This is a genomic window from Limibacterium fermenti, assembly GCF_041902845.1.
Taxonomy (GTDB): Bacteria; Bacteroidota; Bacteroidia; order Bacteroidales; family Dysgonomonadaceae; genus Limibacterium; species Limibacterium fermenti.
Map to the genome: position 1 here is coordinate 2,149,888 of NZ_CP159486.1, position 20,086 is coordinate 2,169,973.

The 20,086-nt window shown below is 45.6% G+C and carries 15 protein-coding genes; 10 read left to right on the forward strand and 5 right to left on the reverse strand.

Annotation, left to right across the window (positions count from 1 at the left end):
- The first annotated feature begins 148 nt into the window (after positions 1 to 148).
- On the forward strand, positions 149 to 2,047 hold the full coding sequence (gene speA / locus ABNK31_RS09545) for a biosynthetic arginine decarboxylase (RefSeq protein WP_418892301.1): 1,899 nt from the start codon (positions 149 to 151) through the stop codon (positions 2,045 to 2,047).
- Between the two features lie 130 nt (positions 2,048 to 2,177).
- Here the strand turns inward: speA and aroC are convergent, their stop codons facing one another.
- The 5 genes from aroC to ABNK31_RS09570 all read right to left on the reverse strand — a co-directional run bounded on the left by aroC (position 2,178) and on the right by ABNK31_RS09570 (position 8,941).
- The gene (aroC, locus tag ABNK31_RS09550) at positions 2,178 to 3,242 is read right to left on the reverse strand and encodes a chorismate synthase (protein ID WP_418892302.1); all 1,065 of its coding nucleotides are present in this window, start codon (positions 3,240 to 3,242) and stop codon (positions 2,178 to 2,180) included.
- 106 nt (positions 3,243 to 3,348) lie between these two features.
- Complete coding sequence (locus tag ABNK31_RS09555; RefSeq protein ID WP_418892303.1) at positions 3,349 to 3,954, reverse strand: FKBP-type peptidyl-prolyl cis-trans isomerase; 606 nt, start codon at positions 3,952 to 3,954, stop codon at positions 3,349 to 3,351.
- Positions 3,955 to 4,033: 79 nt separating this feature from the next.
- Positions 4,034 to 5,206 (reverse strand): MalY/PatB family protein, encoded by a 1,173-nt coding sequence (locus ABNK31_RS09560; RefSeq protein WP_418892304.1) that lies wholly within the window; start codon positions 5,204 to 5,206, stop codon positions 4,034 to 4,036.
- A gap of 187 nt (positions 5,207 to 5,393) precedes the next feature.
- Entirely contained in the window at positions 5,394 to 6,242 is an 849-nt protein-coding gene (locus tag ABNK31_RS09565; RefSeq protein ID WP_418892305.1) for a DUF3316 domain-containing protein, read from the reverse strand.
- 2 nt (positions 6,243 to 6,244) lie between these two features.
- Complete coding sequence (locus ABNK31_RS09570; protein ID WP_418892306.1) at positions 6,245 to 8,941, reverse strand: DNA gyrase/topoisomerase IV subunit A; 2,697 nt, start codon at positions 8,939 to 8,941, stop codon at positions 6,245 to 6,247.
- A gap of 292 nt (positions 8,942 to 9,233) precedes the next feature.
- Here ABNK31_RS09570 and ABNK31_RS09575 point away from each other — a divergent pair, with 292 nt between their 5' ends.
- From ABNK31_RS09575 to aspA, 9 genes are all read left to right on the forward strand, one after another.
- Complete coding sequence (locus tag ABNK31_RS09575; protein WP_418892307.1) at positions 9,234 to 10,151, forward strand: M48 family metallopeptidase; 918 nt, start codon at positions 9,234 to 9,236, stop codon at positions 10,149 to 10,151.
- Positions 10,152 to 10,420: 269 nt separating this feature from the next.
- On the forward strand, positions 10,421 to 10,747 hold the full coding sequence (locus ABNK31_RS09580; protein ID WP_418895387.1) for a DMT family transporter: 327 nt from the start codon (positions 10,421 to 10,423) through the stop codon (positions 10,745 to 10,747).
- Between the two features lie 217 nt (positions 10,748 to 10,964).
- Complete coding sequence (locus ABNK31_RS09585; RefSeq protein ID WP_418892308.1) at positions 10,965 to 11,720, forward strand: hypothetical protein; 756 nt, start codon at positions 10,965 to 10,967, stop codon at positions 11,718 to 11,720.
- Between the two features lie 54 nt (positions 11,721 to 11,774).
- Positions 11,775 to 13,154 (forward strand): C4-dicarboxylate transporter DcuC, encoded by a 1,380-nt coding sequence (dcuC, locus tag ABNK31_RS09590; RefSeq protein WP_418892309.1) that lies wholly within the window; start codon positions 11,775 to 11,777, stop codon positions 13,152 to 13,154.
- 54 nt (positions 13,155 to 13,208) lie between these two features.
- The gene (locus ABNK31_RS09595; RefSeq protein WP_418892310.1) at positions 13,209 to 14,348 is read left to right on the forward strand and encodes an amidohydrolase family protein; all 1,140 of its coding nucleotides are present in this window, start codon (positions 13,209 to 13,211) and stop codon (positions 14,346 to 14,348) included.
- A gap of 30 nt (positions 14,349 to 14,378) precedes the next feature.
- Positions 14,379 to 15,767 carry a porin gene (locus tag ABNK31_RS09600; RefSeq protein WP_418892311.1) on the forward strand — a complete coding sequence of 463 codons (1,389 nt, stop codon included), beginning with the start codon at positions 14,379 to 14,381 and terminating at the stop codon, positions 15,765 to 15,767.
- A gap of 19 nt (positions 15,768 to 15,786) precedes the next feature.
- Entirely contained in the window at positions 15,787 to 17,325 is a 1,539-nt protein-coding gene (locus tag ABNK31_RS09605; RefSeq protein ID WP_418892312.1) for a M14 family metallopeptidase, read from the forward strand.
- Between the two features lie 41 nt (positions 17,326 to 17,366).
- Positions 17,367 to 18,587, forward strand: a complete 1,221-nt coding sequence (locus ABNK31_RS09610) for a porin (RefSeq protein ID WP_418892313.1) — start codon at positions 17,367 to 17,369, stop codon at positions 18,585 to 18,587.
- Positions 18,588 to 18,620: 33 nt separating this feature from the next.
- Positions 18,621 to 20,057 carry an aspartate ammonia-lyase gene (gene aspA / locus ABNK31_RS09615; protein WP_418892314.1) on the forward strand — a complete coding sequence of 479 codons (1,437 nt, stop codon included), beginning with the start codon at positions 18,621 to 18,623 and terminating at the stop codon, positions 20,055 to 20,057.
- Positions 20,058 to 20,086 lie beyond the last annotated feature (29 nt).

Genomic DNA, 20,086 nt, shown 5'->3' on the forward strand with positions numbered 1-20,086 from the left:
ATCGATCTATCCCAAATAGATATAGACCGGAATAAAAGATTATTTATGAATCAATTCCGACTAAATACCATTATATTGCATGGTTATGCCGAAATTATTTGTATTTTTGCCGGATATTATAACGATTAAAAAAAGGGATCATATAGAAATGAGAAAATGGCGTATTGAAGATTCGGAAGAATTGTACAATATCAACGGTTGGGGTAACGGTTATTTTTCGATCAACGAAAAAGGGAATGTGCAAGTTACTCCTCGTAAAGAAAACGGTTCAGCCGTGGACCTGGATAATCTGATGAAGGAATTATACCTGCGGGATGTGGAAGCTCCGGTATTAATTCGTTTTCCGGAAATCCTGGATAACCGGATCGAAAAAATATCGACCTGCTTCGATATCGCTTCAAAAGAATATAGTTACGAAGCGCAAAACTATATTATTTATCCCATCAAAGTGAATCAAATGCGTCAAGTGGTGGAAGAAATCGTCGCCCATGGCAAACGATTCAATATCGGCCTCGAAGCCGGTTCCAAACCGGAGTTGCATGCGGTGCTGGCCATCAATACGAACACCGACTCCATGATTATCTGCAACGGATATAAAGACGAAAGCTATATCGAGCTGGCGCTATTGGCCCAAAAGATGGGAAAACCGGTATTCATCGTCATCGAAAAATTGAATGAATTAAACCTGACCATCGCCATCGCCAAACGCCTGAAGGTGAAGCCTAATATCGGCATCCGCATTAAACTGGCAAGCTCGGGAAGCGGAAAGTGGGAAGAATCGGGAGGCGACGGAAGCAAGTTCGGACTCAATTCGAGCGAGTTGCTGCAAGCCTTGGACGTACTCAAACAAGAAAACATGAGTGATTGTTTGCACTTAATTCACTTTCACATAGGAAGCCAAATCACCAAAATAAGGCGCATCAAGACGGCCCTTCGCGAAGCGTCGCAATTTTATGTCCAACTCCGTTTATTAGGTTACAACATCGAATTTGTAGACATCGGCGGGGGACTGGGCGTGGATTATGACGGCTCCCGGTCACCGCATAGCGAGAACAGTACCAATTATTCCATACAAGAATACGTAAACGACTCGGTGTTTTCTTTTGTAGACGCCGCCAACAAGAACAACATTCCGCATCCGAATATTATTACCGAATCGGGACGGGCGCTTACCGCACATCATTCGGTACTGGTATTCGAGGTGCTTGAAACCGCAACGCTGCCCGAATGGGACGAAAATGCGGAAATTCACGAAGACGATCATGAGTTGGTGAAGGAACTGTATGAAATATGGGATTCGCTTTCGCCCACGCACATGCTGGAAGCATGGCACGATGCCCAACAAATTCGCGAAGAATCGCTCGATTTGTTTAGCCTCGGGTTGTTGAATTTGAAAATCCGCGCGCAAGTGGAACAACTCTATTTCTCGATCGTCCGGGAAATAAACTATGTCATCAACCGCAGCAAGCATGCTCCGGAAGAATTACGGCAACTGTCATCGCTGTTACCCGATAAATATTTCTGCAACTTCTCCCTGTTCCAGTCGCTCCCCGACTCGTGGGCCATCGACCAGGTATTTCCCATCATGCCGATTCATCGCCTGGATGAAAAGCCCGACAGGACGGCTACCTTACAGGATGTAACCTGTGACTCGGACGGGAAAATAGCCAATTATATTTCGGCAAACGGTTCGTACAAGTCTTACATGCCGGTGCATGCATTAAAGAAAGACCAATCGTATTATATCGGGGTGTTTTTAGTAGGAGCTTATCAGGAGATTTTAGGCGACCTCCATAATCTTTTCGGGGATACGAATGTGGTACATGTGGCCACGAATGAATCCGGTTACAAAATCGAACAAATCATCGACGGCGAAACGGTTGCCGATGTGCTCGACTATGCGCAGTACAATGCGAAAAAACTGGTTCGCACCGTAGAGACATGGGTCATGAGCTCGGTTAAACAAAACAAGATCTCGGTAGAAGAGGGAAAAGAATTTCTCTCGAATTATCGCTCGGGATTATATGGTTACACGTACTTGGAATAGGGACGACAAGGGGACACTTAGGGACAAGGAGACAAGGAGACAAGGAGACTGGGAGACTGGGAGACTGGGAGACAAAGAGACCGGGGGACAAAGAAACCCGGAGACAAAGGGAGAAGGGAGACGGAAGGCGTCAGTGGCTTTTGGCAAGCAGGTAATAATCGAGAAGAGTCATGGCGGCCATCGCTTCGACAATCGGCACCGCCCGGGGCAACACACACGGGTCATGCCGTCCGCGCGCTTTAAAAAGAATCGTGTCTCCTTGGATATCCGCCGTCTTTTGTTCGCGCAAGATCGTCGACACCGGTTTGAATGCCACCCGGAAATAAATATCCTGCCCATTGGAGATGCCGGCTTGAATGCCACCCGAATGATTCGTCAGGGTGCTCATTTTCCCGTCTTCCTTCACAAAAGAATCGTTGACTTCCGATCCACGGTGATCGACATCGAAGCCGCTTCCGTACTCAAAGCCTTTCACGGCGTTAATCCCCAACATCGCGGCGCCCAATGCGGCATGCAGCTTCCCGAACACGGGCTCTCCCAATCCGGCAGGCGTTCCTTGGATAACGCCGGTTATGACACCGCCGATGGTATCGCCTTGCGATTTCACCTCTTCAATCAGCCGGATCATTTCTTCCGCTTTTTGCGGATCGGGACAACGCACGATATTGTTTTCTATTTCATTAAAATCGTATTGCGTGTAATCTCTTTCCAAAGCGACAGATCCTATTTGGGACGTATAAGCCGTAACAGAGATACCGATCTGCTTCAGATACAGTTTGGCAATCGCTCCGGCTACCACACGGGCAATCGTTTCGCGGGCAGACGATCGTCCGCCGCCGCGATAATCGCGTATACCATATTTCGTATAATAGGTAAAGTCGGCATGCGACGGACGGAAAACATCTTTCAGATTCTCGTAATCCGACGAATGCTGATTGGTATTCTCCACCATAAAACCGATAGGCACGCCGGTGGTCTTCCCCTCAAACAACCCGGAAAGGAACACGACCGTATCCGCCTCTTTACGAGGCGTAGTAACGCGTGATTGTCCGGGACGTCTTCTATCCAACTCCTGTTGAATAAAATCCATATCGACCTCAAGCCCTGCCGGACATCCGTCAATAACTCCCCCGATAGCTTTACCATGCGATTCGCCGAAGGACGTCAATCTAAAAATATTTCCGAATGTATTCATTTCAGTAGTCGGTAATTAGCAATTAGCAATTCGTAATTCGTAATTCGTAATTCGTAATTCGTAATTTGTAATTTGTAATTCGTAATTTGTAATTTGTAATTCGCAATTAGCATCCGCATCCGCAACCGCCTTCGCCATTTCCGTGATGATGATGAGAATGATCATGCGAACCGCAATCGCACCCCTCCGAATCATCGCAGTCATCCGAACCACAACCGCAACCCGCAGTCGTAAACAAGGCGGTTAATTCTTCGGCCGACGCATCCCTGACACCCAAAACCGAACCGTCGAAATGGAGAATCTCACCGGCCAACGGATGATTAAAATCCATTGTCACCATCGTATCATTCACCGACACAACCGAACCGTTCAACCGGTTGCCGTACGAATCCATCATGGGAAGCGTGTTGCCTTCGAAAAGCATTTCATGATCTATTTTTCCTTCAACCTGAAAAATATCGATCGGCAATTCCACAATTTTTTCTTCTTCATAATCGCCATAAGCTTCATCGGGCGTCAGTAAAAAAGAAAACGTGTCTCCTTTCGAAAGACCCTCTACCTTTTGTTCAAAAGCTTCCAGCATGGAGTTTGTACCGAAAATAAACTCCAACGGACTATCGACCGTTGCCTGTTCCATTAATTCACGTTCGTCGCCTTCTCCCACATGTAAGTTGTATGCAAGAGTTACATATTTGTTAGACTCAACTTTCATATTCAATTTGTATATAAATTATTTTAGTTCACCCACATGGGTAAATATGTTATTGTAACAATAAAAAGCCCGGTAGGTTTTACGCCTTGCAGGCTTTTTTTAGATTATTAAGAGCTGTTTCGATAACGGAGCGGGGCGTACCGACATTCATGCGCATGAATCCCTCGCCTTCGCGTCCGAACATCGTACCGTCGTTCAAAGCCAGCCGGGCCTTATTCACAAACAAGTCCACCAACTCTTTCTGAGTAAGTCCCAATTCACGGCAATCGAGCCACACCAAAAAGGAAGCCTGGGGAATCATCACTTTTATCTGTGGAATATGTTCTTTAAAGAAGCCATCGACCAGCGACACGTTTTGTTCCACATATTGCATCATTTCCTTCAACCATTCATCGCCTTGTTCATAAGCCGCACGGGTGGCGGTGTAAGCAAATACCGTTCCATCGTTCAATTCCCGTGCTTCCAAATAATCGAAATACAATTGGCGGATTTTCGGATTCGGCACCACGGCAAACGAACTGACAATGCCGGCAATATTAAATGTCTTGCTCGGCGCCATCAGCGTAATGCTGTTTTGTTCCGCTTCCGGACTAACCGTTGCAAACGGCGTATGCCGATATCCGGGAAAAGCCATATCTCCATGAATTTCATCGGAAACAACCAGCACCCGGTAAGCATGGCAAAGAGCGGCTAACTTTTTCAATTCGTCGGGAGACCAAACTCTTCCCCCGGGATTATGAGGATTGCAAAACAGGAGCATTTTACAATCCGTCGTCTTTAGAAGACGTTCCAGTCCGTCAAAATCGATGCGGTAGCGACCGTCTTGCAATAAAAGCGGATTATGGATGACTTTCCGTCCAAGCGCCTGAGTAACCAAACGGAATGGGTGATAGACGGGCGGCTGTATGATCACGCCGTCCCCCTTTTGGGTGAAGACATCCATTGCAAAAGCAAACGCTTTCACGACACCTGGAACATACGTCAAATACTCTTGCTTCACCTTCCACTGATGCCTTCTTTTGAGCCATCCGAGAATAGAATCGTAATAAGCCTGCGAAGGCATGGTATAGCCGAATAATCCATGTTCGACCCGTTCTTTTAATGCTTCGGTAACAGCAGGGGGACAAAGAAAATCCATATCGGCCACCCATAATGGGATCAGATCCTCACGGCCGAACAACTGTTTCAACCTTCCACTTTTTACCGTATCCGTATGACTCCTGTCAACGAATTCATCAAAATTATACTTCATTTTTGTAATTCGTAATTCGTAATTCGTAATTTGTAATTTGTAATTTGTAATTCGTAATTTGTAATTTGTAATTTGTAATTCGTAATTTGTAATTTGTAATTCGTAATTTGTAATTTGTAATTCGTAATTTGTAATTTGTAATTCGTAATTTGTAATTTGTAATTCGTAATTTGTAATTCGTAATTATTCAGTAATACGCGCTTTTCAACCAAGCGTTGTTTCTCCGGATTTTCTTTCCACCGAAATTCAGCGATTCCACCGCCATGCCAATCATAAACTGATGGGAAACAATGCGGGTAACGATTTCATTGACATCCGTCCGGTAATAATCTCCCAGATAGGCGGCACGCAAGGTAACGTTATGCACCGGAACATCGACGGTGAAATAATTCCGTAACGAAAGTTGATTGTGGAACGACCCGAAATGGACGGTGCCCTTACTGTTTCCTAACGAAAAGATCTCATAATACGAATGTCCGTATTCGGGTGAAAAGAACAAGCCGGCGAAAGGCGTCGTGGCCTGCCAGCGAAAAGTAACCTTCCGCCAATTATAAATAGCCATGGCCGACAAGTTGAAATTCGTAGACACTTTTAACGATCCGGGATTATTCGAATTGCGCACATTGTAAATTCCACCCAAAGCAGCATCCCATCCGGCGCCGGCCGACAAACGGATTCCCATAACCGACCCTAACGCATAAAATCCCTGTAGGCGATAAGCGACATTACCGTAATACTCCGAAGCGGAAGCCGAGGGATTGTGCGTCACGGCTACCTGCATGAAAAACTGCTGCTGAAGCAACATTTTGTCATGCAAAAAACGGGTGCCGCCCAACCGGTCGTGTAACAGCGAAAAGGTAGTTCCCTCGTATCGCAAAGGCGACAAGTAGGAATCATTTAAATAAACCTTTCCTACCCCCAGCAACGTAGCCTGATTCAGCGGCTTCAAGGCGACTGAATCAAGATAGACTTGGGCATGGAGCGAACAAGCGGCAAACCATCCGATGATGAAAGCAAGTCCTATTTTCCGAAACATTTTTATTCAAATAAATTCATTTGTCCGGTAATTTCATCCAATAAATCGGATCCGGATGATTCTGGGTTCGTATTCTCTTCGTCTTGATCGATTTCGATCTTCTGAGATTCTTCTTTCTCCGGTTCGGGAAAACGCACAGGTTCGAGTTCTTCCACCGACTGCACTTCGTAATTCGCAATCCGTTTACCTTTCGCCTTATAACTTTTGACGGTAATAAACTCTTCGGCATCCAGTTCGAGCGGATCGCGAAAAGCATCTCCCCCACCAAACACGGCCTTCATCCGGGGATATACCGTATCGGTCAATAACAATAAATAAGAACCGTCATGATCTCCCAAGAAATTAAGCAGTTTGTCCGAGTCTTCGAGATTGAATCGCTTCAGGTAAGTATATCCCTGACTCGCATCGAACAACGCGGCCGTCCAGACTTTATGCTCATCGAACTTTTCAATCCGCAAATAATCGGGTTCGAAATGATTGCTCAAATCGAAACTGCACGTGCGGAAATCCCCGTTCTTGCCGATAACCAACAGTTTATCATCGGCCTGAAACTCGCCCAGGTAGCGGCCTTCCCCGTCATAATTGAGCCGTAACACATCCGGGTCGAACCACACCTTGCGTCCGCCGAGCGTGGAAAGGCCTTTTTGTTTCAGCAAAATGCGATGCACTTCGGCTTTGGTCAGAATATTTCCCATCGCCCCCCGGCCCTTAATGGCGATACCGCTAAAATCCGTTTCAAACTGCAAGATCCGTTGCCGCGACTTCGGTTTGAGAATCACTCTTATCGTCTCCGCCTCCCCATTGGGGTTGGCACTGAAATAAGCTATCCGCGACCCCGGTTTTCCTTTAGACACATCATATTCCTTATCGCGCGTCACACCGGTAACCGCAAACCGTTTAATGTAATGCGGCGAGGTACGCCCATCGCGGTAAACAACATTATAGATCGTGCGTTTATCGTTTTTCTTAAATATGTTGGCATACAAAATGCTTTTGCCGACAAACATCTTTTCGCTTACCTTCACCACCTTATATTTACCGTCTTTGAAGAACACGATAATATCGTCGATATCGGAACAATTACATACGAATTCGTCCTTTTTCATTCCCGTTCCGATAAATCCTTCTTCCCGGTTGATATACAACTTTTCGTTGGCTTCTACCACTTTGCTCGCTTCAATGTTATCGAAACTCCGTATTTGCGTTTTGCGGACGAAGTTCTTGCCGTATTTCTCCTTGAGCATCAAATACCACGAAATCGTATAATCCACTAAATGATTCAAATGATGATCGATTTCTTCGATATCTTTATGCAAAGCCGCAATCACCTCTTCGGCCTTATCGCTATTGAACTTAAGGATACGCGCCATCTTTATCTCCATGAGTTTGAGAATATCTTCCTTTCCTATCTCACGGATAAAGGTGGGCTTAAAGGGCTCTAACCGCAGGTCGATATGCTCGACGGCGGCATCCATATTCTTGGCGTTCTCGAATTCTTTGTCCTTATAGATTCGCTCCTCGATAAATATTTTTTCAAGCGAGGCAAACAAGAGAGCTTCCTGTTTTTCGCTCTTTTCGATTTCCAATTCGCTGCGCAACAACTCTTTTGTGCGGTCGACCGACGATTTAAGCACATGGCTAACCGTCAGGAAATGGGGCTTGTCACCCTCTATCACACAACAATTCGGAGAAATGCTGATTTCGCAATCGGTAAAGGCATACAGCGCATCGATCGTTTTGTCGGAAGACGTTCCGGCAGCCAACTGTATATGAATTTCCACATTGCGCGCCGTAATATCGTCGACTTTTTTGATTTTTATTTTGCCCTTTTCATTGGCTTTTATAATGGAATCGACGACGCTCGCCGTGGTTTTGCCGAAAGGAATATCTTTAATGATAAGCGTTTTGTTGTCGAGCTTCGAAATAGAAGCGCGCACTTTTACCGATCCGCCCCGTTCTCCGTCGTTATAACGTTCCACATCAATATATCCGCCGGTCTCGAAATCGGGAAACAGTTCAAAAGGTTTATCCTGCAAGTATGCCACCGAAGCATCGCATAATTCATTAAAATTGTGCGGAAGAATTTTAGAAGACAATCCCACAGCGATTCCCTCCGCACCTTGCGCAAGCAATAAAGGGAATTTTGCCGGTAACGTAACCGGCTCTTTATTACGGCCGTCATACGAGGGTTTCCACTCGGTGGTTTTGGCATTAAAAAGTATCTCGAGAGCGAATTTCGACAGTCGCGCTTCAATATATCGGGGAGCGGCGGCGCCGTCACCCGTCAGAATATTTCCCCAGTTCCCCTGACAATCAATGAGCAAATCTTTTTGCCCGAGTTGCACCAGCGCATCGCCAATAGAAGCGTCACCGTGCGGATGAAACTGCATGGTATTTCCGATGATATTCGCCACCTTATTATAGCGTCCGTCATCCATCCGCTTCATCGCATGCAAAATACGTCGTTGCACAGGTTTCAAGCCGTCAGCCAGATGCGGCACGGCACGCTCCAGAATAACATACGAAGCATAGTCCAGAAACCAGCTCTGATACATCTTCGAAAGACTTAATACGGAATCATCTCCTAACTTTACAGGTATCTTTGCATCCGAACCCTGATCGGAAGAGGTGGCTTCCGTTTCGCTTTCCAAATCACTATTATCCTTTATATTATCGTCGTTTGTTTTCTTATCAGACATATATTACATGATGAAGCCGAATCTTTTGCTTGCGGGGCTGTTATCCGGCGAACCTATCTTATTTTCTCTTTGCTTGGATTGTTTTCTTGAAAATTTCTTCAAAGATAGAGAATTTCACACGGATTTGCAAAAACGCGGGAAGAAAAACATGTTTGTCGACAAGTGCGAGCGACCTTTAACACGATGCGACCGGAAACATTAAAAGCGATGAGCCGCCTAAACAAAAAGATGCGTATAATGGTTATGTAATTTAAAAGAACAAATTGATAACGAAATCACAACAAAACAAACAATGAAAAAAGCGACATTTTCAAACATCCTGTTCACGGCATGGTTGATATTCTTAGCAACTGCTTTTCTCTCGTCCTGCGGCAGCGTGCCTCTAACGGGGAGACGTCAGTTAATGCTGGTTTCCGACAATGAAGTCACCGCCCTCAGCTTGCAGCAATATCAGGAATTTATGCGTACGGCACCGGTAGAAAAAGGAACGGCGAATGCCCAGATGGTCAACCGGGTAGGCACACGTATTGCCGCGGCGGTGGAAACATTCCTTAAAAACAACGGGTATGAATCGGAAATACAAAATTACTCATGGGAATTCAATTTGGTGAAGGATAACAGTGTGAACGCCTTTGCCATGCCGGGAGGAAAAGTAGTTGTATACACCGGTCTTTTGCCTGTCACACAAAATGAAGAGACGCTGGCCGTAGTTGTGGGACACGAAATAGCACACGTCGTAGCGAAGCATTCCCATGAACGGTTGAGCCAGCAAGTAGCGACGCAATACGGTGGTGCAATAGCCGGAGGATTGTTGGGAGGATCGTCGTCCGGTACGAAACAATTGGCGCAGGCGGCACTCGGATTAGGTGCGCAATATGGCGTCATGCTGCCTTACGCCCGCACTCAGGAACTCGAAGCGGACGAACTCGGATTGATTTTTATGGCGATGGCGGGATACAATCCTCAGGTGGCCATTTCGTTTTGGAAGCGTATGTCGCAACAATCGCAAGGCGGCAGCGGGCCCGAATTTATGAGCACTCACCCCAATGATGCCAAACGTATCGCTCAAATTGAAAGCAACATGCCTAACATTCTTCCTTATTATAAAGGATCGGGGGTTAGCAATAACACCTCATCCCCGATAAAGACCAAAACCAACGTTCCGGCAAAGGCACAACCGACCAAAACCTCCAAGGACTGGACGTTTTAATTTGGAAGAAACACCGGCTGTTTACCGGGGGGCACTCCAAGCGACGCTCCCGGTTTTTAAAATAACAACGGGCTTATCATTCGTTTGCGGAATACGGAAAGAATGTTAACTGCGTGGGACTTGATTTCAGAGATGTTTTACCGTAATGCGTGTTGAAAGGAATTGGACGCGCTTATGCCGATTCAAACGATAACGAAATAACTTTTTGGTTCGGACGCGAAGGTGATGTCATTGTTTCGATGAGAAGTTATGTGAAAAATAAGACGAAAATGAATTGGATTATTTTAATTATTGCAGGATTATTTGAAGTGGGATTCACCACTTGCTTAGGAAAGGCAAAAGCGGCAACAGGGATGGACGCTTTCTGGTGGTACGGAGGCTTTGTGGTTTCTTTAACCCTGAGCATGTTGCTGCTTATCAAAGCCACTCAAACGATTCCCCTTGGCACCGGCTATGCAGTCTGGACCGGTATCGGAGCAGTGGGCACGGCTATCATCGGTATCTTGATATTTAAAGATCCCGCCACTTTCTGGAGGCTTTTCTTTATGACGACGCTTATAGCTTCTATCGTCGGGCTTAAAATGGTTTCTCATTAGCCAAGACAATAACAAGAAATAGTCGTTATATTGCCATTGCTTATACCTACGGCAATTATTTTTTCTCTCCTCTCAATATAAAAAAGGTTAAACCCGCCGGAAACGGAAGAAATTATTCCTCATTAATACTTTGTAAAGGGGTTTATTAAGGCTTTTATTTAGCAGGGAAGCTTACTTTTGGAGCAAAATTCTAATTTATTCATATTATTTTTACCTTATGAAAAATTTTGCACATGTATGTCTCTTCCTTGCAGGTCTTATAGCTCTAAATTCTTGCAAAACAAATGATGTTATCGGGGAATGGGAAGACCCGGATACGAACAAAACCTACGAAATAACGGATAAAGCTTTCGGCGAGTATTTAATCTATAATGCGTCATTGGCCGAAACCGAAGACAACAAACTGCCCTCAGGCATTGCTTTTGAAAAAGACGGGAAAATGTACATCGACAAAGAGGTGGCCGCAACCGTAACCTATCTTTATTTAGTGAAGGACAACAACCGGATGGAAGATTTGGAAAAAGCCGGAGTAACGACGGCACGCGAGAAAATTGCCGGCTTGGACGGCATTCAACTTTTCACGGAATTAAAAGAAATAAAGCTCACCTCAAATGCATTGACCGGAACATTAGACCTTTCGATGCTTACCAAACTCGAAACCCTGGAGATGAATTCAAACTTTGTAAACGAACTGATCGTTCCGCCCTCCCTGACAAGGCTTCGCTATGCGGCAAGCACCTCCGATTCGGCGCCGGACAATCGATGGCTTATCTCTATCGATCTCTCCCAAAACCCAACCATCAATCACATTCATTTACCCAATCATCATCTCACGAAAAATGGCTTTAAGCTTCCCGGAACTTTTAGCGAACTGACTTATATCAATGTCTCGGGAAATACGGACGCTCCTTTTACTATTCCGGCCGCATTGTTCGGTCAACTCGAAACGAAAGACGGTGTAATTTCCGAATAAAGCCGGAAATATCTTGATTCCCGATCTATAAAAACAACATAAACGATAACAGGTATGATCTATGTAGGGGCATTCATTGCCATTCAATTTATTATTGTCACAGCCATCTTGCTATACAGGAATCACAATCCCCAGGGAGTCCTTCTGATTATGGGTATCCTCATGATGACAATCGGGTTATTCATCGGATTGGAGAATGTGGATGTCACAGGAACAACCGGATTGGTAGCCTTCGATTTATTCAAAAAAATAGAAGAAACTTTCACATCGAATTTAATGAATGTCGGGTTCATGATCATGACCATCGGTGGCTATGTGGATTATATGAAACGGATCAAAGCCAGTGACGCATTGGTATATGTATCCATGCAACCTTTGTCGTTATTTAAAAAATTCCCCTATATTGCCGCCATATCCATCATTCCTATCGGGCAAATCCTCTTTATCAGTATCCCCAGCGCTACCGGTTTGGGACTGTTGCTGGTGGCTTCCATCATGCCCGTCCTCATCCGTATCGGCGTAAGTAAATTAACCGCCGTCTCAGTGATTACAGCTTGTACGGTATTCGATATGGGACCCAGTTCGGCAAATACCTTACGCGCATCGGAACTTTCGGAACTCAACAGTATCTCCTATTTTCTGGAATACCAATTACCCATTGTCATTCCCATGACCATTGTTTTAATGTTGTTGTATTATATTACCAGCCGGTATTACGACAAAAAAGATGCGGCAAAGAAGCCGGCGCAAACCGAAAAGGTCGTTCACGAAAATTTCGACGTGGATGTTCCGCTCATTTATGCCGTTTTACCTCTCCTGCCCATTGTATTATTGATTGTCTTTTCGAGATACCTGCAACTATTCAATCCTCCTATCGAGTTGAATACGACAACCGCGATGATTATCTCGCTATTCGTAGCTATTATTTTTGAATTGATTCGCGTAAAAAGCATTACCAAAATGTTCGAAAATTTGAAATATTTCTGGGAAGGAATGGGCAAAGTCTTTGCAAGTGTCGTAACACTCATCGTCTCGGCTGAAATATTTTCCAATGGCCTTATCAGCTTAGGATTCATAGAAGCGTTGGTACAGGGGTCTACACATCTGGGATTCTCGGGGGCCGTTATCGGAGTCATCATAGCCATTATCATTTTCCTTGCGGCTACGCTTATGGGCAGTGGAAACGCCTCCTTCTTTTCTTTCGGGCCGCTCATTCCCGGCATTGCACAGCGTTTCGGCATGGTTCCGGTAGATATGGTACTTCCCATGCAATTATCGGCAAGTATGGGCCGGGCAACTTCTCCCATTGCAGGCGTGGTGATTGCAACTGCTGAGATTGCGGGCGTATCGACTTTCGAACTGGCGAAACGGAATATGATTCCTTTGGGTGGAACATTACTGTTTATGTTGATATATAACCAATTGTTCTTGTAATCAAATCGAAAATAAAACTCTATTACTCACTATCATTTATTAAAAACTAAGCGTATGAAACTACTGAAAAATATCCGACCGGTTACTTCCGAAAAAGGAGAAGTAACCGATGTCCTTATCGCCGGCGAAAAAATCGCCGCTATCGGAAGCCATCTCGACACCGGCAGCCTGCCTGTGGAAACAATCGATATGGAAGGAGCCCTTGCCACTCCCGGATTAATCGATATACATGTTCACACTTCGGGAGGAGGAGGCCAGACGGGATTCTTTTCCCTTGCTCCCGAAGTACGGATGGAGGACTTGATTAAATGCGGCACGACCTCCGTAGTAGGGTTGTTGGGAACCGACGGCTTTGTCAAACAATTACCTCAATTATACGCAAAGACCCAATCGTTACGCATGAACGGCTTGTCGGCTTATATGCTTACCGGCTTTTACGGCCTGCCGACCCCTACCCTCACCGATTGTATTGCGAACGATCTTATTTTTATCGATCCCGTGATCGGTTGCAAAATCGCCATTTGCGACGACCGGTCGTCTTTTCCGACCGAAGCCGACTTATTGCAAATCATCAGCCAGGTACGCCTCGGCGGGTTTACTTCGGCTAAAAGAGGCGTCATGCACGTGCACTTGGGCGCTCTTCCCGAAGGAATGCAACTCTTGCTCGACATCGCAAAAAAATATCCTTCCCTTATCCCTTACATCTCTCCCACTCATACAATTCGTACGGAACATTTGTTCTTCCAGGCAATCGAGTTTGCAAAAATGGGCGGGATGATGGATGTATCTACCGGCGGCACTCAATATACCGACCCGTATAAGGGAGTCCTTATCGCATTGAAGGAAGGGGTGTCGATTGACAATATGACTTTCAGCAGCGACGGCAACGGCGGCGTGCGTAGAGTAGATCCCGAAACCGGTGAAGAAACATATACGCTGGCTCCGCTGCACCGAAACCTGGAGCAAACGGTCAAACTGATAAAAGAAGGGGGATTGGCGCCAAAAGATGCGTTTAAATTAGTGACGGAGAATTCGGCTAAAACGATGAGCCTGAAAGGCAAGGGGAAAATACAAGTAGGTTACGATGCCGATTTTTGCTTCTTTACCCCCGGCTATGACCTTCATACGGTTATCGCCCGAGGTAAAATCGTGATGAAAGACGGGGTTGCCAAAAAAGGCTCATTTGAAAACTAAACAACATTCAATCACATTAAAATCAATAAAATGGGATATAAGTTTATAATGGTATGTATCCTTACGTTTATCTCCTGTTACGTTTCCGCACAAGTAGAGGATGATATGGACATGAGCATCGAAGGGCTTGAAGACATTTCCGTCATACCCGATTCCTTGTTTGAAGTAAACGCGCCTATCGTACATAAATATTATTTAGGGAACGGATTGCGTTTTTCATCGCCCGACGGAAACTACATGATGAATCTTACAGGATATGTACAATCGACATTCCTGACGCAAACATATTCCGGCGACGACGATTTATATTCTCGTTGGCGTGTACGCAGGGCAAGAATCCGCTTAAACGGATATGCAATGAAAGACCGGATTCGTTACAGGATAGGCATCGATATGGTGAAAGGAAGCGAATCATCGGGCGATACCGATAGCGGCGACATGCTTATGGATGCCTGGGTCGCTTACCGCCCTTGGGGGAACAGCCGCCTGTCGATTACCTTCGGACAACGGTCCACAATGACCGATAACCGGGAAAACTTCATGAGTTCGTCCTCCCTACAACTATCCGAACGAAGCCGCTTGGCATCTATCTTCGGTACCATTCGCGAAGTAGGCGTTTTTGCACAAGGTTCGTATAAAGTGGGAGCGGATGCCTACCTGAGGCCGGCGTTAGCCATAACCGACGGCGACGGCGGATTTACTTTCGGAAAAAGATACGGAGGACTTAAATACGGCGCCCGCGTCAATTATTATCCTTTCGGGCTTTTCCGCGACGGAGGAGATTATTATTTGGGTGATAAAGCCTATGAAGTATCTCCCAAATTGAGTCTCGGCGCTTCATACAGTTATAATGACGGAACCAGCGACCGCAGAGGAGGAAATTCAAGCGGCGACATCCTTTATCTAAACGAAGCCGGTAACGTAGATTTGCCGGACTTCGCCCGTACGAATCTCGATTTTTTCTTCAAATACCGTGGATGGAACTTTATGGCGGAATATACCAAAACATGGGCCTATGTGCCTTCGACGATAACCTCGCGTGTGCGCGCCGACGGCTCGACCTCCGATTCGTTTGAAATCGACGGGGAACAGAACATTGAGAATTACATCAAAAACCGCCTGATTCTCGGATCGGCTTTTAATCTGCAAGGGGGATATCTTTTCCGGAACTTCTGGACGGTAAATGCCCGTTATACGCATATCATTCCCGATAAATACTCGTATTTGAACAACGATCTTTACTATAAGCGGAATGATATTTTCGAATTTTCGGTAGCCAAATATCTGACGAACGATTATTCAACGAAAATTCAGTTGACAGCCAGCTTTTACAAAACCGACGGGGAGGTACGATACTCAAACGGAACTTTTTCCGGTTATGAAACGCTATTCAATGTATTAACCCAAATATCTTTTTAACTATATGATGATGCAAAAAATGAAATCTATTTATCTCACGGTTTTAATGGTATTTGTTTGTTTGGTTTCCGCTTTCGGGCAATGGCATGAGCCTAAAAGAGTAACGGAAAAATTCTTTCCCGAACCCGACATCGAGATCAATACTCCGGCTTTTCAGAAACGAAGAGGCTTTACGACGTATGAAGAGATGAACGTTTTTCTGAACAACCATATCGCACGGAATCCATTACTGCTGCAAATGGAAATTGTCGGCAAAACACAAAAGGGAAAGGATATTCCCCTTGTGACAATCCGTAAGAAAAGCGGCAATACCGATAAGCTGAATGTTTTGTTCTTTGCCCGCGTGCATGGCGATGAACCGGCCGGGACGGAATCGATGCTCTATTTTATCGACCGAATCGTAAACGATCCGTCATTGGGCTATCTACTCGACAAGCTTAATTTCTTTATTATGCCGATGGTGAATATCGACGGCGGAGAATCATTTTCAAGACGTACGGCCAACAACATCGATATGAATCGCGACCAAAGTAAACTGCAAACGCCCGAAGCCAAAGCGCTTCATGAGGTCGTAAACAAAATCCGTCCCCATGTATCGGTCGACTTTCATGAATTTCAACCGTTACGGACCGATTTTCTTAAAATAGCTCCTACAAAGGCTTTAACGACGCCTTGGGATGTGATGCTTTTATACAGCGGCAATCCGAATGTTCCTTCGGCATTGAGAAATACGGTGGATAACCTGTTTCTCGTGAATATCAGGAAAAAGCTCGATGAGCAACATCTGACGCATCACACCTATTATTCTTCGAGCAACCATTACGGTAAACTATCCATTCCTATCGGAGGCGCCTCTCCGCGCTCGACCAGCAATGCCATGGCTCTAAAGAATATCATTTCTTTATTGGTGGAAACAAGGGGAATCCATCTGGGGAGAACATCCCTCAAACGGCGTACTTACGGCGGCTATCTTGCCGCACTTGCCATAGCAGAGACTGCATATCGGAATCGAGCCGAAGTACTTTCGGCCATAGAAGAAGCGCAGAACGACCGTAGCGATATAGCGGTACGGTTCCGTTCCGAAAAAGTTGCGGATTATACGTTACCGTTTCTTGATTTGATTCGCAATGAACTCGTGGATGTAACTATTGACGCATCGTTTAATACACGTTCCACCCCTACGCAAACGCGGCCTTTACCCGATGCTTATTACATTCTGCCGACAGAGTACGATGCGATCCGCATTCTTCAAAACATGGGAGTGGAGGTCACGATGCTTCCGACCGCCGTCGAAATAGAAGCGGAAGTACACACCGTTCTTTCTGCGGTAGAGAGTGCGAGTGAAATCGGAGGAATCTATCCCGTATCGGTGCGGGTGGAAACCACTAAAAGAAAAGTGACGCTTCCGGCAGGAACGTTTAAAGTGGACACACGGCAGAAACACATACGCGCAGCGACGGTATTATTGGAACCGGAATCATCCAACGGATTTGTGAATTACCGGGTGATAGAGGTGGAAACAGGCAAGGACGTTCCCATTTATCGTTTCACGAAATAGCTTATTAGTCATTTTACGAGAATCACTAAACAACAACTCTAATGAAAAAAATACTCTCATTTTTACTGTTCTTATCGTTTACAATAGCCCTGTATCCGCAGGTAAACGAAAACAAAGTCGGATTCGAACTTGGAAAGGGATTGAATATACAATTAGACAACGGTATGCATCTCTTCAACATCGGAGGATATCTACAAATGGATGCGACCTATTCCAAATACGCCTCGGAGCCGGGGGAAAACCGCTTCGGCATTCAACGGGGATTATTCAATATCGGCGGCGATTATTATCATGACAAGTTCGGATTCATGCTGCAACTCGATTTTGCGGATCCCTATCCGTTGTTAGATGCCTGGATGTCGTATAAGCCGGTGAAATGGCTGAAGCTTTCGGCCGGACAGAAGCAATCGTTAGCCGGGCCACGTTCGATGCTGTATGATGACCAGGCTTTGAATTTAGGAAACCGGAGTCTTGTGAATCAAACATTTTTTGAAACCGGCCGCGAGTTAGGTTTGTTTGTGGAAACACGAAACAAACTCGGAAGTGTCGGAATTGATTTGGGTGTATCGGTTACCAGCGGCGACGGGCGTAATTCCTTCGGCAGCAGTTCGACCGATTTCGATTTGGGCGGGGCAAACTATTCTGCCCGAGCCACCCTCTATCCGTTGGGATTCTTTACGGGACAAAACGATTTACGGGGAGCCGACTTCGCCCGTGAGAAAACCGTAAAAATCGCATTGGGCGTGGGATATAGTTATAATGACGGCGTCAGTAATCCGATAGGACAAGGCCACGGCGATTTTATTTTGTACGACAGCACGGGTACGGCAGCCTATCCCGACTATCAAAAATTATCCGTCGATTTATTATTGAAATACAGAGGCTTCTCGTTTTTGGCGGAATACGTGAATGCGGTAGGGAATGATTTGCAGAATCTTTACACCGCCCCTTCAACGAATTCGAAATTACAGCCGAAACAAATAGCCGATTATCTAAGGTTAGGAAACGGCTTTACCGTTGAGACCGGTTATTTGTTCAAAAACAAGTGGGCCGTTGATTTACGTTACAGCACCGTATGCCCCGAATGGGATGAAAAGAACGCGCTCATAGAAAAGGCAAGCGAGTATACAGCCGGCATTTCGAAATACATTATCGATAACAGATTGAAACTTCAATTAGCCGGAACCTACCTCGATTTGCCCGAAGACATAACAAATAGTCACAATTGGCAAGCACAATTTCTTGTTCATGTTGTTTTTTAACGATACCTTTGATATTTATTTATTCACATTATTATGACGGATATTACAAAATTTACATTAAGCGGGAAAACGCGGACAGAACACGATTTACTGGGGGAAATGGAAGTACCCGTAGAATATTACTTCGGTATTCAAACCATGAGGGCGTTGGATAATTTCACCATCAGCCGTTCGAAATTGTATGATTATCCCCAATTCATTTATGGATTGGCGGATGTGAAGCAAGCGGCCGCATTGGCCAACAAGGACCTCGGTCTGTTGGATAAAACCATCGCCGACGCCATTGTAAAGGCCTGTGAAGAAATTAAAAACGGCCAATGGCGGGACCATTTCCAGGTGGATATGGTGCAAGGAGGGGCCGGCACATCAACCAATATGAATGCCAATGAGGTGATTGCCAACCGGGCGCTCGAACTATTGGGACATCAAAAGGGCGAATACACTTTTTGCCATCCGAATAACCATGTCAACCTGTCGCAATCGACCAATGACGCTTATCCCACGGCAATAAAGATTGCCTTATACCGTAGTGTCGGCGAATTAAAAAAATCTCTGGAGAATTTAATCAAGGCATTACATCAAAAAGCCGGACAGTTTGTCCATGTAATAAAGATGGGACGTACACAATTGCAAGATGCCGTGCCGATGACGCTCGGACAAGAATTCGAAGCTTTTGCCGCCACCCTTCAGGAAGAAACCGAACGCCTCGAACAGAACCGCAAACTGCTTCTCGAAGTGAACATGGGCGCAACGGCTATCGGCACCGGCATTAATTCCGACCCGGCTTATACGGGAATATGCACAAAGCATTTGGCTCGCATTACGGGAATGGAAATTGTTCCTGCGACCAATATGATCGAGGCCACCAGCGATACGGGCGTGTTTATTATGAACTCTTCCGCCATCAAACGATTGGCTGTAAAACTCTCCAAGATGTGCAACGACTTACGATTGTTATCCTCCGGGCCGAGAACGGGCTTGAATGAAATCAATCTTCCCCCCATGCAACCGGGGTCTTCCATTATGCCGGGAAAAGTCAATCCCGTCATTCCGGAAGTCGTCAACCAGATCGCCTACAAGGTCATCGGTAACGACTTGACCGTAACGATGGCTTCGGAAGCGGGACAATTGCAGCTCAATGTAATGGAACCGATCATTGCGCTGGCTTTGCTGGAAAACATCGAAATGCTTATTCAGGGGATGAACACGCTGCGCAGCAAGTGTATCACAGGTATCACCGCCAACGAAGACCGTTGCAAAGACATGGTACTGCACAGCATCGGGCTGGTAACGGCATTAAATCCTTATCTGGGATACGAGAAGTCGACGACCATTGCCGCCGAAGCGCTTCAAACGGGTAAAGGCGTATATGAACTGGTGCTTGAAAAAGGATGGTTGGATAAAAGCAAACTCGACGAAATATTGAAACCCGAAAACATGATTCAACCTCGCAAAATACAGAAAGATTAACGTTTTTATTGATGTGACATCCTCCTGCG

Coding starts and splice junctions, on each gene's coding strand:
- ABNK31_RS09575 (WP_418892307.1), top strand. CDS start 9,234: ATGAAAAAAGCGACATTTTCAAACATCCTGTTCACGGCATGGTTGATA.
- speA (WP_418892301.1), top strand. CDS start 149: ATGAGAAAATGGCGTATTGAAGATTCGGAAGAATTGTACAATATCAAC.
- ABNK31_RS09555 (WP_418892303.1), bottom strand. CDS start 3,954: ATGAAAGTTGAGTCTAACAAATATGTAACTCTTGCATACAACTTACAT.
- ABNK31_RS09580 (WP_418895387.1), top strand. CDS start 10,421: ATGAATTGGATTATTTTAATTATTGCAGGATTATTTGAAGTGGGATTC.
- aspA (WP_418892314.1), top strand. CDS start 18,621: ATGACGGATATTACAAAATTTACATTAAGCGGGAAAACGCGGACAGAA.
- aroC (WP_418892302.1), bottom strand. CDS start 3,242: ATGAATACATTCGGAAATATTTTTAGATTGACGTCCTTCGGCGAATCG.
- dcuC (WP_418892309.1), top strand. CDS start 11,775: ATGATCTATGTAGGGGCATTCATTGCCATTCAATTTATTATTGTCACA.
- ABNK31_RS09600 (WP_418892311.1), top strand. CDS start 14,379: ATGGGATATAAGTTTATAATGGTATGTATCCTTACGTTTATCTCCTGT.
- ABNK31_RS09595 (WP_418892310.1), top strand. CDS start 13,209: ATGAAACTACTGAAAAATATCCGACCGGTTACTTCCGAAAAAGGAGAA.
- ABNK31_RS09585 (WP_418892308.1), top strand. CDS start 10,965: ATGAAAAATTTTGCACATGTATGTCTCTTCCTTGCAGGTCTTATAGCT.
- ABNK31_RS09570 (WP_418892306.1), bottom strand. CDS start 8,941: ATGTCTGATAAGAAAACAAACGACGATAATATAAAGGATAATAGTGAT.
- ABNK31_RS09610 (WP_418892313.1), top strand. CDS start 17,367: ATGAAAAAAATACTCTCATTTTTACTGTTCTTATCGTTTACAATAGCC.
- ABNK31_RS09560 (WP_418892304.1), bottom strand. CDS start 5,206: ATGAAGTATAATTTTGATGAATTCGTTGACAGGAGTCATACGGATACG.
- ABNK31_RS09565 (WP_418892305.1), bottom strand. CDS start 6,242: ATGTTTCGGAAAATAGGACTTGCTTTCATCATCGGATGGTTTGCCGCT.
- ABNK31_RS09605 (WP_418892312.1), top strand. CDS start 15,787: ATGAAATCTATTTATCTCACGGTTTTAATGGTATTTGTTTGTTTGGTT.